21 protein-coding genes are annotated in these 14,216 nt (G+C 67.5%); 1 reads left to right on the forward strand and 20 read right to left on the reverse strand.

What is annotated here, in order from left to right; genetic code table 11:
* Position 1: 1 nt before the first annotated feature.
* The 14 genes from EV137_RS29395 to EV137_RS29460 all read right to left on the reverse strand — a co-directional run bounded on the left by EV137_RS29395 (position 2) and on the right by EV137_RS29460 (position 8,691).
* On the reverse strand, positions 2–769 hold the full coding sequence (locus EV137_RS29395) for a hypothetical protein (RefSeq protein WP_134131552.1): 768 nt from the start codon (positions 767–769) through the stop codon (positions 2–4).
* On the reverse strand, positions 762–1,295 hold the full coding sequence (locus tag EV137_RS29400; RefSeq protein ID WP_134008595.1) for an RNA polymerase sigma factor: 534 nt from the start codon (positions 1,293–1,295) through the stop codon (positions 762–764). Before EV137_RS29400 ends, EV137_RS29395 begins: the two co-directional genes overlap by 8 nt.
* A gap of 57 nt (positions 1,296–1,352) precedes the next feature.
* A complete protein-coding gene (locus EV137_RS29405; RefSeq protein WP_134131553.1) occupies positions 1,353–2,696 on the reverse strand; it encodes a zeta toxin family protein in 1,344 nt (447 codons plus the stop codon).
* Entirely contained in the window at positions 2,693–2,980 is a 288-nt protein-coding gene (locus tag EV137_RS29410) for a ferritin family protein (RefSeq protein ID WP_133789391.1), read from the reverse strand. Before EV137_RS29410 ends, EV137_RS29405 begins: the two co-directional genes overlap by 4 nt.
* Positions 2,981–3,019: 39 nt before the next feature.
* Positions 3,020–3,619 carry a class I SAM-dependent methyltransferase gene (locus EV137_RS29415; protein WP_238175625.1) on the reverse strand — a complete coding sequence of 200 codons (600 nt, stop codon included), beginning with the start codon at positions 3,617–3,619 and terminating at the stop codon, positions 3,020–3,022.
* On the reverse strand, positions 3,612–4,439 hold the full coding sequence (truA, locus tag EV137_RS29420) for a tRNA pseudouridine(38-40) synthase TruA (protein WP_134131555.1): 828 nt from the start codon (positions 4,437–4,439) through the stop codon (positions 3,612–3,614). Before truA ends, EV137_RS29415 begins: the two co-directional genes overlap by 8 nt.
* Positions 4,440–4,501: 62 nt before the next feature.
* Positions 4,502–5,065 (reverse strand): 50S ribosomal protein L17, encoded by a 564-nt coding sequence (gene rplQ, locus EV137_RS29425; RefSeq protein ID WP_134008581.1) that lies wholly within the window; start codon positions 5,063–5,065, stop codon positions 4,502–4,504.
* A gap of 68 nt (positions 5,066–5,133) precedes the next feature.
* Positions 5,134–6,159, reverse strand: coding sequence for a DNA-directed RNA polymerase subunit alpha (locus EV137_RS29430; protein ID WP_130384620.1), 1,026 nt, complete (start codon positions 6,157–6,159; stop codon positions 5,134–5,136).
* 100 nt (positions 6,160–6,259) lie between these two features.
* The gene (gene rpsD / locus EV137_RS29435; protein ID WP_131335164.1) at positions 6,260–6,868 is read right to left on the reverse strand and encodes a 30S ribosomal protein S4; all 609 of its coding nucleotides are present in this window, start codon (positions 6,866–6,868) and stop codon (positions 6,260–6,262) included.
* A 26-nt stretch (positions 6,869–6,894) separates the two neighbouring features.
* Entirely contained in the window at positions 6,895–7,302 is a 408-nt protein-coding gene (gene rpsK, locus EV137_RS29440; protein ID WP_130384622.1) for a 30S ribosomal protein S11, read from the reverse strand.
* A 38-nt stretch (positions 7,303–7,340) separates the two neighbouring features.
* Positions 7,341–7,712, reverse strand: a complete 372-nt coding sequence (gene rpsM / locus EV137_RS29445; RefSeq protein WP_133789395.1) for a 30S ribosomal protein S13 — start codon at positions 7,710–7,712, stop codon at positions 7,341–7,343.
* Positions 7,713–7,895: 183 nt separating this feature from the next.
* The gene (gene rpmJ / locus EV137_RS29450; protein WP_008361054.1) at positions 7,896–8,009 is read right to left on the reverse strand and encodes a 50S ribosomal protein L36; all 114 of its coding nucleotides are present in this window, start codon (positions 8,007–8,009) and stop codon (positions 7,896–7,898) included.
* Between the two features lie 33 nt (positions 8,010–8,042).
* A complete protein-coding gene (gene infA / locus EV137_RS29455) occupies positions 8,043–8,264 on the reverse strand; it encodes a translation initiation factor IF-1 (protein WP_012923661.1) in 222 nt (73 codons plus the stop codon).
* Positions 8,265–8,361: 97 nt separating this feature from the next.
* Positions 8,362–8,691 (reverse strand): winged helix-turn-helix transcriptional regulator, encoded by a 330-nt coding sequence (locus tag EV137_RS29460; RefSeq protein ID WP_130384623.1) that lies wholly within the window; start codon positions 8,689–8,691, stop codon positions 8,362–8,364.
* Positions 8,692–8,767: 76 nt separating this feature from the next.
* Here EV137_RS29460 and EV137_RS29465 point away from each other — a divergent pair, with 76 nt between their 5' ends.
* Positions 8,768–9,625, forward strand: coding sequence for an NAD(P)-dependent oxidoreductase (locus tag EV137_RS29465; protein WP_134131556.1), 858 nt, complete (start codon positions 8,768–8,770; stop codon positions 9,623–9,625).
* On the opposite strand, the gene EV137_RS29470 is transcribed toward EV137_RS29465, so the two are convergent.
* The 6 genes from EV137_RS29470 to rplO all read right to left on the reverse strand — a co-directional run bounded on the left by EV137_RS29470 (position 9,606) and on the right by rplO (position 14,215).
* Positions 9,606–10,421 carry a hypothetical protein gene (locus tag EV137_RS29470; RefSeq protein ID WP_238175626.1) on the reverse strand — a complete coding sequence of 272 codons (816 nt, stop codon included), beginning with the start codon at positions 10,419–10,421 and terminating at the stop codon, positions 9,606–9,608. The genes EV137_RS29465 and EV137_RS29470 overlap by 20 nt on opposite strands.
* Positions 10,418–10,864, reverse strand: coding sequence for a DUF1707 SHOCT-like domain-containing protein (locus EV137_RS29475; RefSeq protein ID WP_134008575.1), 447 nt, complete (start codon positions 10,862–10,864; stop codon positions 10,418–10,420). Before EV137_RS29475 ends, EV137_RS29470 begins: the two co-directional genes overlap by 4 nt.
* A 63-nt stretch (positions 10,865–10,927) precedes the next feature.
* Positions 10,928–11,749, reverse strand: coding sequence for a type I methionyl aminopeptidase (gene map / locus EV137_RS29480; RefSeq protein ID WP_375372042.1), 822 nt, complete (start codon positions 11,747–11,749; stop codon positions 10,928–10,930).
* Positions 11,750–11,766: 17 nt separating this feature from the next.
* Positions 11,767–12,339 (reverse strand): adenylate kinase, encoded by a 573-nt coding sequence (locus EV137_RS29485; RefSeq protein ID WP_202871193.1) that lies wholly within the window; start codon positions 12,337–12,339, stop codon positions 11,767–11,769.
* Complete coding sequence (gene secY / locus EV137_RS29490) at positions 12,339–13,640, reverse strand: preprotein translocase subunit SecY (RefSeq protein WP_134008569.1); 1,302 nt, start codon at positions 13,638–13,640, stop codon at positions 12,339–12,341. Before secY ends, EV137_RS29485 begins: the two co-directional genes overlap by 1 nt.
* Before the next feature lie 134 nt (positions 13,641–13,774).
* Positions 13,775–14,215, reverse strand: a complete 441-nt coding sequence (gene rplO, locus EV137_RS29495) for a 50S ribosomal protein L15 (protein ID WP_130384628.1) — start codon at positions 14,213–14,215, stop codon at positions 13,775–13,777.
* Between the last annotated feature and the right edge of the window lies 1 nt (position 14,216).

Here is a 14,216-nt window from a genome sequence, read left to right on the forward strand (position 1 = left end):
GCTACCAGTCCTTGAGGGCGCTCAGGTAGGTGCCGCCGGACGGGCGGACCGCGCCTGTCATGAAGAGCTTCAGCGGCGCGGAGTACAGCCCGTAGACGTGAGTTCCGGTGAAGAAGCCGGCTGACGTGCACCCGTCGTACACGACCCAGATCTCCTTGGTACCGGCCGCGGTGCTGAAGCGGAGCGCGATCGCCTCGGAGGGCTTGGCGACCTGCGGAGCGCATTTGAACACCGGCAGGTCCGGGTTACGCTCCGGGAGCACCTTGATCGCGTCGACCACTTGCCGTGCAACGGCAGCGTCGAACTCCTGCTCTCCGAGGAGACCGCCCTGGCCCGTGCTGTAACGGCAGGCATGGAGTCCGGTCACTGGGGTGTTCAGGTCGAGTCCTGTCCCTGTCGGTACGTCGTTCGGCGCTGCCACCTGCTGGATCGGATGCGGGACCGGACAGCTTGTCTTCCCGGCCTTGGAGTTCGGCGCTACGCCCTGTGAGGGCTGCTCCGGTGCGACAGCCCCGCCCTCGGAGGCAGAGTCACTGTGGCTGGTGGCGACGGGTGACTCACCACCCAGCAGGCCCCACACGCCACCGACGGCCGCAACCACCAGGACCGCACCAGCAGCCATCGACAACGCCGTACGGCGCCGGTGCACCCGACGACGTGCTTCACGCGCCAGACCTGTCGTCTGCATCCCCTGAGCGCCCGCGTGGTCCTGGAACGCAGAGGTGATCTTGGGGCCGAGCTCCTGCTCTGGGTCGTGCTGCTCAGGCATCCTCGGCTCCTTCCGTGCTCAGTGTGGTCTTCAACGCTGCCAGTGCTCGATGTACGTGCGACCGCGCCGTCGCCTCCGCGCAGTGCAGCAGCTGCGCGATCTCGGCGTACGACAGCTCCTCGTAGAACCGCAGTACGACGGCAGCTCGCTGCTTGTCGGGGAGGGTCGCGCACAGGTCCCAGATGGCATCAGCCTCGGCGCGGGCCGTCGTACCGTCCGAGACGGCGCGCGCCGTGCGCACCGGGTCGTCGACCGGCGTCTCCCGCCGGCGGAACCGCCGCCACCAGGAGATGTGCGCATTCACCACCATCCGCTTCACGTACGCCTCGGGGTCGTCGGCACGGCTCACCCGGCCCCACCGCGCGCACGCCGTCGTCAGAGCGTCCTGTACGGCGTCCTCGGCCAGGCTCGCGTCACCCGTGAGGACATACGCGAACCGCAGCAGGGCATCCGCCTTCTCGGTGACCCACGCCTCGAAGTCGAGCGGCCCCGTCCGAACCTCAGCTGCCGCCAAGACTGCCTCCATACCCTCAGGACGCCGGTGTGCCGCTGTCCGTTGCAGTACGACACCATCCGCCCGAGGTCACCGAGCCAACCGACCGTTGTCTCCGCCACCACGCTCGTCGCGAGCCGCACCCTGTCCCCGCTGCGGCCGCTGCCCACCCTCAGGTTGCGAGTGCGTGTCGGCCCCAGGCACAGAGATACCAGACGCAGGGCTCTGCTCAGCCTGCAACCGCACCGCAAACCGCTCCCAGTCATGCCCCTGCTGCGGCCGCGCAGGTACCTGCTGTCCACCCACCGCCTGCGCCCCACCCTGCACCCCCGCCGCCCACCGCGGGTCCTGCGCACCAGCCACCGCCTGCTGCGGCTGCTGCGCCGCCTGCTCCTGCCACGACTGCGCCACGTGCTGCTGATGCGGCGCATACCGCGGAGGCGGAGGCACCTGCTGAGGTTGTTGTGGCTGCTGCGGAACAGCTTGTGGTTGTTGGGTTGGTTGGGCAGCTCGGGTGGCTTCGGCTTGGGCCCTTAGCGCGGTCAGGCGGTGGTGTTCGGCCAGTTTGGGGGCGGCTGTTTGTTGGAGTTTGGCGAGCAGGCGGTGGCCCTCGCGGGTTGCCATCAGGGGCATGGCCTTGAAATGGTCCTTGAGCGGCCGGCGGGCCAGAGCGTCGAGTTTGTTGTAGCCGCGGACGAAGTGGTTGACCTCCCGGTCGGTCCACGGGCGGTTGCGCTCGGTCTCGATGGCCCAGCGGCTCGAGCCGATCTGGTGCCGCCAGACGCCGTTCTTCTGCTCGTTCGTGAACACCGGCTCGGCCTCGCCCCGCCGGTACACGTGCACGGCGTCGGCCACACCCTGCGCCTCGATCGCATCAGCGGTGTCCAGCATGTCGTGGTAGATCTGATCGTGCTGACCCGCGTCGATCCACCGCCCGTACCCGACCTCCTGGCGGCTGTCGTTGAACCGCTCGATGATCCCGAGCTGACTCTGCGACTCGTGCACGGCCGCAACCGCGACCTCGACCCGGTACCCCTGCTCCTGGAACGACCGCATCAGCTCGAGGTCGCCGATCGGGTACGGCACGACGACGTCCATCCGCCGTGCCTGCACGTCGCCGAGCGCCCGCCCGCGCCACTCCGCCGCATCCTCGGCATGGCCCACCGTCGCGGAGTAGTCGTTGTCGAGCGCCGCACGCGCATACTCGGGGTGCTTCTCCAGCAGCTCGTCGTGATCGAGGACGTACGCCTTCTTCATGCCGAGGCGGTCCATCGCCGCCGCCTGCATGGTCGTCTTGCCCGCACCGGGCTGCCCGAGGATGAACAGCACGGTGGGCTTGCGCCACGGCGGACGCCCCCGGCCGTGCTTGGCAAGTCCAGGCTGGATCCGCCGGACGTAGAACTCGTCCAGCTTCTCCTTCGACAGCCGGCTCATTGCCGACCGGCGCGGACCCGTGCGAGCAGTTCCGGGAACTCGGCGTTGATCCGCGCGATCTCGGCCTTGTCGTCGGGCGACAGTCCGCGCCGCAGCTCTTCGTACCCGGCCGACACCTCCGCCAGCCGATCCGCCTCGACGTGGTCACCGGCGTCGTCAGCGGCACCGATCCGGGCGCTGTACGCCGCGATCACCGCACCGATGCGATTCCGCGCGGACTCGTACGCCCGCTCGTCGTCGAACGACCAGCGCGGGTTCGGCTCGGTGCTCCCCGTTTCCGTCATCCAGACGACGATATCTCGGGCATGGATGCCTGAGGCAAATTAATCCCGGCGGGCCCGCAGCACCCGGAAGCCCTTGGCGCTTCCCGTCCGCTCACAGGGATAGCCCTGCTCGGTCATCCACCGCTGCAGGGAGTCACCACCCAGGTTCTTTCCGACAACGAACCGGGCGGTCCCACCCGGCGCCAGCCGTTCCAGCCAGCGCAGCAGCATCTTGTGGAGCTCGGGTTTGCCGATGTGGATCGCCGGGTTCGACCAAATCTCGTCGAACCGCACCTCCTCGGGTACGTCGTCCGGCAGCACCGCATGCACCCGCTCCGCGACCCCTGCGGCCTTGGCGTTCTCCGCCGTCAGTTCGAGCGCGCGCGTGTTCACGTCGACCGCCCACACGGTTGCCTGCGGCACCTCGGTCGCCAGCGCGCACGCGATCGGCCCGTAGCCGGTCCCCAGGTCGAGGAACGTCCCGGCCTTCCGCGGCGGCTCGACCTCGCGCAGCAACACCGCCGTACCGATGTCCAGCCGGTCCCGCGAGAACACGCCGGTCGCGGTGGTGAACGTGTACTCCCGCCCCCAGATCCGGGCCTCGACAGTACGTCGTACGTCCGCAGAGCCAGGCTCCGCCGAGAAGTAGTGGTCAGCCACTGCGCCCTCCATTTGGGACGTGAACCTCTCCCCTGACCTGACGGGCCTGCGATGCCCGCGCGGCCAGCTGGTCGTCCGCCGGGTAGCGCACTTCCTCCAACGTCAGCCCGTGCGCCGGCAGGACCGACACGGCCGAGTCCCGCACCTTCCCAGCCAGTACTGCGGCCGGCCACTCGACGTCCCGGCGTCCGTCGCCCACAGGGATCATCGAGCCCACCAGCGCCCGCACCATCGAGTGACAGAAGGCATCTGCGATCACAGTGCCCTCCAGCTGCCCTACACCCGTCCGCTGCCACGAAAACTCCAGCAGCGCCCGCACTGTGCTGGCACCTTCCCGCTTCTTGCAGAACGCCGCGAAGTCGTGCTCTCCGAGCAGACCGGTCGCGGCAGCGTTCATACGATCCACATCCATCGGACGTCCCACCCGCAGGACATGTCCCCGGGTCAACGGGTCCCAGCCGGACGGGTCGTCGCACAGCCGGTACACGTACCGCCGGGCCAGGGCGGAGAACCTGGCGTCAAAGCCCTCAGGAGCCGCTGAGACGGCCGTGACAGCTACATCTGCGGGTAGGACGCCGTTCAGCCCTCTCAAGAGCCTCAGCGGGTCCACAGCGCCTTCGACGTCGACGTGGGTGACCTGTCCCCGGGCGTGGACGCCCGTGTCGGTCCGACCGGCACAGGTCACGGTCACCGGCTCCGGCAGTCGCAGTACGACGCGAACCGCCTCTTCGAGCTCCCCCTGCACGGTACGGAGACCCTCCTGACGGGCCCACCCATGAAAGGCCGCTCCGTCGTACCTCAGGTCAATCCGCCAACGCACACGCCAATCTAACGCAACAGCACCCCCTCACCGCGTGGTGAGGGGGTGCTGCGTGAGGCCTGTTACTTGTCCTCGGTCTTCGCGTCCTCGGCGACGACGTCCTGGACCTTCTCGTCCTGGACGTCCTCGGTCGCGACGTCCTCGGTCGCGACGTCCTCGACCTTGGGCTCGTCCTCGACCTTGTCCTCGGTCTTCGGCTCCTCGGCCGCGGCGGCCTTCTTCGCCGGCGCCTTCTTGGCGGCCGTCTTCTTCGCCTTCGGCGAGTCCGCCAGCGCCTCGACCAGCTCGATCTTCACCATCGGGGCGTTGTCGCCCTTGCGCGGGCCGAGCTTGGTGATCCGGGTGTAGCCACCCGGACGGTCGGCGTACCGCTCGCCGATCTCGGTGAAGAGCACGTGCACGACGCTCTTGTCCTTGATCCGCTTCATCACCTGGCGGCGCGAGTTCAGGTCACCACGCTTCGCCTTGGTGATCATCTGCTCCGCCAGCGGCTGCAGGCGCTTGGCCTTGGCCGCGGTGGTGGTGATGGCGCCGTGCTCGAACAGCGACGTCGCGAGGTTGCTGAGGATCAGCTTCTCGTGCGCCGGGCTGCCGCCCAGCCGGGCACCCTTGGTGGGGGTTGGCATCTCATAACTCCAGGAATCTAAGGCCCGTCGGGCCGAAGGGTTGTAGGGCCCGACGGGCCTTGGTCAGCTCAGTACTGCTCGGTCTCGGCGAAGCTCTCGTCCTCGTCGTCCGCCTCGTTGCCGTAGGCACCGGACGCGGCGCGCAGGTCGAACCCGGGCGGGGAGTCCTTCAGCGACAGGCCCATCTCGGCCAGCTTCAGCTTGACCTCGTCGATCGACTTGGAGCCGAAGTTCCGGATGTCCAGCAGGTCCTGCTCGCTGCGCGAGATCAGCTCACCCACGGTGTGGATGCCCTCGCGCTTCAGGCAGTTGTACGACCGGACGGTCAGCTGCAGGTCCTCGACCGGCAGGGCCAGGTCGGCGGCCATCTGCTCGTCGACCGGCGACGGGCCGATGTCGATGCCCTCGGCCTCGACGTTCAGCTCGCGGGCCAGGCCGAACAGCTCGACCAGGGTCTTACCGGCCGACGCGACGGCGTCGCGCGGCAGCATCGACGGCTTGGTCTCGACGTCGACCACGAGGCGGTCGAAGTCGGTGCGCTGCTCGACACGGGTCGCCTCGACCTTGTAGGTGACCTTGAGGACCGGCGAGTAGATCGAGTCGACCGGCATCCGGCCGATCTCGGCGTCGGCGGACTTGTTCTGTACGGCGGACACGTAGCCGCGGCCCCGCTCGACGACCAGCTCCATCTCGAGCCGGCCCTTCTCGTTCAGGGTGGCGATCTTCAGGTCCGGGTTGTGCACCTCGACACCGGCCGGCGGCGCGATGTCGGCGGCGGTGACGTCACCGGGGCCCTGCTTGCGCAGGTACATGGTGACCGGCTCGTCGTGCTCGGAGGAGACGACCAGGTCCTTCAGGTTCAGGATCAGCTGGGTGGCGTCTTCCTTGACCCCGGCAACGGTGGAGAACTCGTGCAGAACTCCGTCGATCTTGATACTGGTGACGGCCGCCCCCGGGATGGAGGACAGCAGGGTCCGGCGGATCGAGTTGCCGAGGGTGTAACCGAAGCCCGGCTCCAGCGGCTCGATCACGAACCGCGAGCGGTACTCGTCGACGACCTCTTCGGTCAGGGTGGGGCGCTGTGCGATAAGCACTTCTGTCTTCTTTCTGTTCCGCGACGACCACTATTTGAGGTCGCGAAGGAAGAACGCACCGATCCGGCCGGCGGCCCGCAGGCCGCCGGCCGGGACCGGGTCAGTTCTTCGAGTAGAGCTCGACGATCAGGTGCTCGGCGACCTGGGTGTCGATCTGCTGCCGGGTCGGCAGCTGGTGGACGAGGATCCGCAGCCTTTCGGGCATCACCTCGAGCCATGCCGGGACGACACGCTCGCTGTGCGTCTCCCGGGCGATGATGAACGGCGTCGTCTCGACCGACTTCTGCTTGACATCGATGATGTCGTGCGCGGCCACGCGGTACGACGGGATGTTCACCTTGCGGCCGTTCACGGTGAAGTGACCGTGGACGACGAGCTGACGGGCCTGCCGACGCGTCCGGGCCAGGCCGGAGCGGTAGACCACGTTGTCCAGGCGGGACTCGAGGATCTGCAGCAGGTTGTCACCGGTCTTGCCGGAGCGCCGCGAGGCCTCCTCGTAGTACCGGCGGAACTGCTTCTCGAGAACGCCGTACGAGTAACGCGCCTTCTGCTTCTCGCGCAGCTGGAGCAGGTACTCGCTCTCCTTCGGGCGGCCGCGGCCGTGCATACCCGGCGGGTACGGACGACGCTCGAACGCCTTGTCGCCACCGACGAGGTCGACCCCGAGACGGCGCGACTTCTTGGTCATAGGTCCGGTGTAACGGGCCATGGTTCGCTACCTTCCTCTCTCTGGGATCAGACCCGGCGCCGCTTCGGCGGGCGGCATCCGTTGTGGGCGACTGGGGTGACGTCCTGGATGGTGCCGACCTCGAGGCCGACCGCACCCAGTGAACGGATCGCGGTCTCACGGCCGGAACCGGGACCCTTGACGAACACGTCGATCTTGCGCATGCCGTGCTCCATCGCCCGGCGCCCGGCGGCCTCGGCGGCCATCTGCGCGGCGAACGGGGTCGACTTGCGCGAACCCTTGAAGCCGACGGTGCCCGCGGAGGCCCACGAGATGACCGCGCCGGTCGGGTCGGTGATCGTCACGATCGTGTTGTTGAACGTGCTCTTGATGTGAGCGTGGCCGGCGGCCACGTTCTTCTTCTCCTTGCGGCGCACCTTCTTCGCGCCGGCCGCGCTGCGGCTCTTGGGAGGCATAGGTCAGTTGCTCCTGGGGTGGTCGAAAGTCATCCGGGTCACTTCTTCTTCTTGCCGGCGATCGCCTTACGGCGGCCCTTGCGGCTACGGGCGTTGGTCCGCGTGCGCTGACCGCGCACCGGAAGCCCGCTGCGGTGCCGGCGACCCTGGTACGACCCGATCTCGATCTTGCGGCGGATGTCCGCGGTCACCTCGCGACGGAGGTCACCTTCGATCTTGTAGTTGCCTTCGATCCAGTCCCGGAGCTTGACCAGCTCGTCGTCGCCCAGCTCGTGGACGCGCTTGTCCGGGGAGACCCCGGTGTTCTTCAGTGTCTCCAGGGCGCGTGTGCGGCCCACACCGAAGATGTAGGTCAGAGCGACCTCGATGCGCTTGTCGCGCGGCAGGTCGACTCCTACGAGGCGTGCCATGTGGCGGTGTTCCTTTCGTCAGCAGAGGTGTGGTGGCGCGCTGCGTCCTTGCCCGCCTCGGTGACTTGTGGTGCTTCACCGGCAAGGCCCCGGCCTCTGTTCCAGGGGCAACGCCCGGGACGGATCCCGGACGAGCATGCGCGCTGTGGTGCGAAAGTGCTGTGCTACTGCGTGAAGGCTTTGTCAGCCCTGCCGCTGCTTGTGCCGCGGGTTCTCGCAGATCACCATGACCCGGCCGTGACGGCGGATCACCTTGCACTTGTCGCAGATCTTCTTGACGCTCGGATTGACCTTCATCGAGCTACTTTCTTCGACAGGTGTTGGTGGGTCTTACTTGTACCGATAGACGATGCGACCCCGGGTGAGGTCGTACGGCGACAGCTCCACGACGACCCGGTCCTCGGGGAGGATCCGGATGTAGTGCTGCCTCATCTTGCCGCTGATGTGCGCGAGCACCTTGTGCCCGTTGGACAGCTCAACACGGAACATCGCGTTCGGCAGGGCCTCGACGATGGTGCCCTCGAGTTCGATAACTCCCTCTTTTTTGGGCATGTCCTCGCACTTCTGTAGACGTGACTGGCTATGGCCACAAAGTAGCCAAGGAATGAGTGTACGCCACGCACCCAGGCGAAACCCAATCGAGACCGGATCAGCGCACGCGGGAGGCCTCGAGCTCGGTCAGATGGTCCGATCCCCAGGTGTCCAAGGGTATCAGCGCCTCGTTGAGTGACCGCCCGAGTTCGGTCAGTGAGTACTCCACCTTCGGCGGCACCTGGTGGAACACCTCCCGATGCACGATGTCGCGCGACTCGAGCTCCCGCAACTGCTGGATCAGCATCTTCTCGGTGACCCCGGTGATCTCCCGCCGCAGCTCCCCGAACCGCATCGGCCCGTGGTGCAGCGCCCACAGGATCCGCGGCTTCCACTTCCCGCCGATCACGTCGGCGGCCGCATCCAGACCACAGGTGTAGGCGCGCATGCTTACCTTTCCGTCAGTACCTGACTATTTAGTGGGTACTTGTCCATCCTAAAGCCTCGGCTCCAGGGTGGACGGCATGAAGACACCTGTCACCGTCCTGGGGCTCGGGGCGATGGGGACCGCTCTCGCCCGGGCCTTCCTGGCCGCCGGCCATCCGACCACCGTCTGGAACCGCACGCCCGGCCGCTCCCCCGAACTCGACGCGGCACGCGCCGCCACCGCCGGCGAGGCGATCGCGGCCAGTCCGCTCGTTGTGGTCTGCCTGCTCGTCGACGACACCGTCCGCAGCACGCTCGAGGGCATCGACCTCACCGGCAAGACGATCGTCAACCTCACCAACAGCACGCCCGACCAGGCGCGGACCACAGCGGAGCGAGTCACGGCCGCAGGAGCGCAGTACGTCGACGGCGGGATCATGGCCGTCCCCGCGATGATCGGCGGACCCGCGGCCTTCATCTTCTACAGCGGCGTACCGGAAGCCTTCGAGAAGCATCGCGCCGACCTGTCCGCGCTGGCACGTCCCGAGTACGTCGGCGCCGACCCGGGCCTCGCCGCGCTCTACGACATCGCGTTGCTGAGCGCGATGTACGGGATGTTCGGCGGCGCCCACCACGCGCTGGCGCTCATCGGCACCGAAAACGTCCCCGCCGAACCGTTCACGGAACGCTTCCTGCTTCCGTGGCTGACCGCGATGCTCGGCTCCCTGCCTCGCATCGCCGACGAGCTCGACAACGGCCCGTCCGGCACAGCCGGCTCGAACCTCGCGATGCAAGCAGCCGCCTACGACAACCTGACCGGCACATCCATCGCGCAAGGCGTTGACCCGATGCTGCTGGAGCCGATGGGCGGGTTGCTGCGCAAGGCCGTTGCCGCTGGGCACGGCGATGCGGACCTCGCAGCGCTCGTCGGCTTGCTCAGGACTCCTGCCGGGTAGCGGCCCACTGTTCGCCCGCGCGCCAGATCTGTTCGGGCATCAGGTCCAGCAGGTCGCAGGCCGCGTCCAGTTGCGCGAGGGCGGTGGTCGCGTCCCGGTACGCCGGGAGGATCGCAACGAACCGCCGGCCCTCGCAGCTGAAACCGAACGCCGGTACGTCGGCCAGCGCCTCGACCGCCCGCGGATGCAGGACCGCCATCGCGTGGTCCTCGCGCCCGTTGAACAAGCGGTACTGCGCCGGCAGCCCGTCGATCGTCAACGGCAACGGCAGGTAGCTCGCAGCCGCGACCGGTGCGAGCCCCGAAGGCAGCACCTGCAACGGCGGCAGCGGCCGATCCACGTGCAGATCGAGGAAGTCGAAGCCGAGTTCACGTCGCCGTACCTTGTGCCGGAACCGCCCGGTCCAGAACTCCCGGCCGCGATGGCTGCCGGACGTCACGTCGACGACCTCGGCCTCCGGATCCGCGTCGAACGGTGGGAACTGCCAACGATCCAGTAGTTCCCTCCCGGACGCGCTGATCCGCCAGCCGAGCTGCCCGGCCGCATCGGCCCACGCGCGTCGCCGGCGGCCGTCACGGATCCGCAGCAGCACCGTGACCCCGATCAGCACCAGGAACCAGGCCATCACCAGCCAGCCCACCCAGCGCGGCTCCAGCAGTAACCCGGCGATCGCCAGTGGTACGGCGACGGCGAACCAGATCACGTAGACGATCGCGGCCCCTTGGTGCAGCTGCCATGCCAGATCCGGCCGCAGCCGCGGACCGGTCACACGTCGGCTGACCGGGGCCGTCGTCAACGGCGCCTGCCGAGGCCGCCGAGGGCGATGATCGCCCACGGGATCAGCAGCCAGACCGGCCAGAAGTGCGGCCAGTGCCCGCCGTTGCCGATCCCGATCACGAACCAGATCAGCACGTTGATCAGCACGACACCGGTGAATCCGCCCACGGACCTGCGTCCGCGGTCCGGGTGGTTGTCCTTCTTCCGCTCCGGGAAGTTCCCCGGCTCCGGCCCCGGCTTGCTGTCCTGCACCACCTTGGGCGTCTCGTACGTGCGGACCGCCGGCAGGTCACGCACCAGCGGCTCGAGCTCGCCGTACGTCTGCACGGTGTAGAGCTGGTCGAGACGGGACGAGAACTCGGGCTGGTCCAGCCGGCCGTCCGCGAACGCGTCCCGCAACCGCCCGGCGATCTTGTCCCGGTCGGCTTCGGTGAAACGCTGGTGCGGCTGGTACTGAGGCATGTCTCAAGTGTGCCTCAGCCCCGGTCCCTCCGCGTCCCCCAACGGGTGGACCCACGGCGTCCCTCAGTCGGCGAGGGCGCCGAACTTGATGCCGAGCTCGGCGAGCTTCGCCTCGCCGCCGTCGAGCGCGGTCAGCACCCACGGGCCGGCCGGGGTCAGCGTGAAGGTGTGCTCGGTGTGGGCGGCGTACCGGCCATCGTCGGTGACGACCGTCCAGTCGTCCTCGAGCGTGTGGTTGTCCTGCTTGCCGAGCGTGAGCATCGGCTCGACGGCCAGTGCCATGCCCTCGACCAGCTTCGGGCCGCGACCGGGCCGGCCGAAGTTCGGCACGTTCGGCGGCTGGTGCATCGCCGAACCGATCCCGTGGCCGACGAAGTCCTCGACGATCCCGTACGACGAGTTCGCGCGGACATGCGCCTCGACCGCGGCCGAGATGTCCGACAGCCGCCCGCCGAGCCGCGCCGCGGCGAACCCGCGCCACATCGACTCCTCGCAGATCCGGGCGAGCTCCAGCAGCTCCGCGTCCACGTCGCCGACCGGCACGGTGATCGCGGCGTCGCCGTGCCACCCGTCCACGATCGCACCGCAGTCGATCGAGATCAGGTCGCCGTCGGCCAGTACCCGGTCGCCCGGGATGCCGTGCACGATCTCGTCGTTCACCGACGCGCAGATCGAGCCGGTGAAGCCGTGGTAGCCCTTGAACGACGGCGTCGCGCCGGAGGACCGGATGTTGTCCTCCGCGATCGCGTCCAGCTCGCCGGTGGTGATGCCGGCCCGGACCGCACCGCGGAGCAGCTCCAGCGTGCGGCCGACCACCAGGCCGGCCTTACGCATGGCGAGGATCTGCTCGCGGGTCTTGATCTCGATACCGCGGTCCCTAAACATCACAGCACGTCATCGGGTTACTCGGTCACCGTCTTGAGTGCGGCGAGCACCCGCTCGCTCACTTCGTCGATCTCGCCGACGCCGTCGACCTCGACCAGCAGGCCGCGCTCGGCGTACACCTGCAGCAGCGGCTTGGTCTCGGCGGTGTAGACGTCCTGCCGGTGCCGGACAACCTCTTCGGAATCGTCCGTCCGACCCTCGATGTGCGCCCGCTTCGTCATCCGCTCGACGAGTACGTCGATGTCGGCGACCAGGGCGACCACTGCATCCAGCTTGTGACCGTGGTCGGCCAGGATCTCGTCCAGCGTGCCGACCTGGGCCAGCGTCCGCGGGTACCCGTCGAGCAGGAACCCCTCGCCGGCGTCGGCCTCGGACAGCCGGTCGCGCACCATCGCGTTCGTGACCTCGTCGGGGACGTAGTCGCCGGCGTCCATGTACCGCTTGGCCTCGATACCCAGCGGCGTCTCGTCCTTCACGTTCGCACGGAAGATGTCGCCGGTGGACACGGCCGGGATCTTCAGGCGTTCCGCAAGCACCTTTGCCTGCGTGCCCTTGCCCGCCCCGGGCGGACCCATCAGCAACATTCTCATCAGCGCAGGAACCCTTCGTAGTTTCGCTGCTGCAGCTGACTCTCGATCTGCTTCACCGTGTCGAGTCCGACGCCGACCATGATCAGGATCGACGTACCGCCGAACGGGAAGTTCTGGCTCGCGTTCAGCAGGACGAGAGCGACCAGCGGGATCATCGAGATCGCCGCAAGATAGATCGCGCCGGGCAGCGTGATGCGGTCCAACACGTACTTGAGGTATTCCTCGGTCGGCCGTCCCGCCCGGATGCCCGGGATGAAGCCGCCGTACTTCTTCATGTTGTCGGCGACCTCCTTCGGGTTGAAGGTGATCGAGACGTAGAAGTACGTGAAGAAGATGATCAGAGCGACGTACGTCGCCATGTAGATCGGGTGGTCGCCCTTGACCAAGTTGCCCTGGATCCAGTTGGACCAGCCCTTGCCCTGCTGGAACTGACTGACCAGAACGGGGAGATACAGCAGGCTGGAGGCGAAGATGACCGGGATGACGCCGGCCTGGTTGACCTTCAGCGGGATGTACGTCGAGGTGCCGCCGAACATCTTGCGGCCCACCATGCGCTTGGCGTACTGCACCGGGATCCGGCGCTGGGCCTGCTCGATGAAGATGACCGCGGCCATGATGACCAGACCGATCGCGATCACCACGACGAAGGTGGTGACGCCCTTCTGCTTGCGGATGCTCCACAGCTGGGTCGGGAAGGTGGCGACGATCTGGGTGAAGATCAGGATCGACATACCGTTACCGACGCCACGGTCGGTGATCAGCTCGCCGAGCCACATGATCACGCCGGTGCCGGCGGTCATGGTCAGCACCATCACCATGATGGTGAACCAGTCGTCCTTGTAGAGCAGCGGCTCGCTGCAGCCCTGGAACAACCGTCCCGGCGTCCGGGCCAGCGCGACGAACGCGGTGGACTGCAGGATCGCCAGACCGACGGTCAGGAACCGGGTGTACTGCGTGATCTTGCCCTGGCCCGCCTGGCCTTCCTTCTTCAGCGACTCCAGCCGCGGGATCACCACGGTGAGCAGCTGCAGGATGATGCTGGCGGTGATGTACGGCATGATGCCGAGCGCGAAGATCGCGAGCTGCAGCAGTGCGCCGCCGGAGAACAGGTTGATCAAGTTGTACAGGTTGGCGTTCTGGCCGCCCTGGGAGATCTTGATACACGTGTGCAGCGACTGGACGTTCACACCGGGAGCCGGAACGACGGAGCCGATCCGGAAGATCACGACAATGAAGAGCACGAACAAGATCTTCCGGCGCAGGTCCGGAGTCTTGAACGCGTTGGCAAAGGCGCCTAACACCCTGTCCTCCCACAAGTTTCCCTGCCGCGGGCACGGCAGGGGCCTAGCTAAGCCGCTGGGCAAGAGACGAACCAGGGCTCGTCCGACCGGCGCAGGATATCAAGCACCGGGCGTTACGAGCCCTGGACCTCGTGTCACACCTCGGTCGTGGTCCCCCCAGCCGCCTGGATCTTGTCCGTGGCGGACTTGGAGAACTTGTTGGCCGAGACCTGCAGTGCCACGGTCAGTTCGCCGTCACCCAGTACCTTGACCGGCTGACCGCTACGAACCGCGCCCTTGGCGACCAGGTCGGCAATGCCGACCTCGCCACCGTCGGGGAACAGTTGTCCGAGCTTGTCCAGGTTAACGACCTGGAACTCCACCCGGTTCCTGCTCTTGAAGCCCTTCAGCTTCGGGAGCCGCATGTGCAGCGGCATCTGGCCACCCTCGAACCACTCGGGGATGTTGTTACGCGCCTTGCTGCCCTTGGTACCGCGGCCGGCGGTCTTGCCCTTGCTGCCCTCACCACGACCCACGCGGGTCTTGGCGGTCTTGGCACCGGGCGCCGGACGCAGGTGATGAACCTTGAGCGCCATG

It is taken from the genome of Kribbella pratensis (assembly GCF_004366075.1).
Lineage (GTDB): Bacteria > Actinomycetota > Actinomycetes > Propionibacteriales > Kribbellaceae > Kribbella > Kribbella pratensis.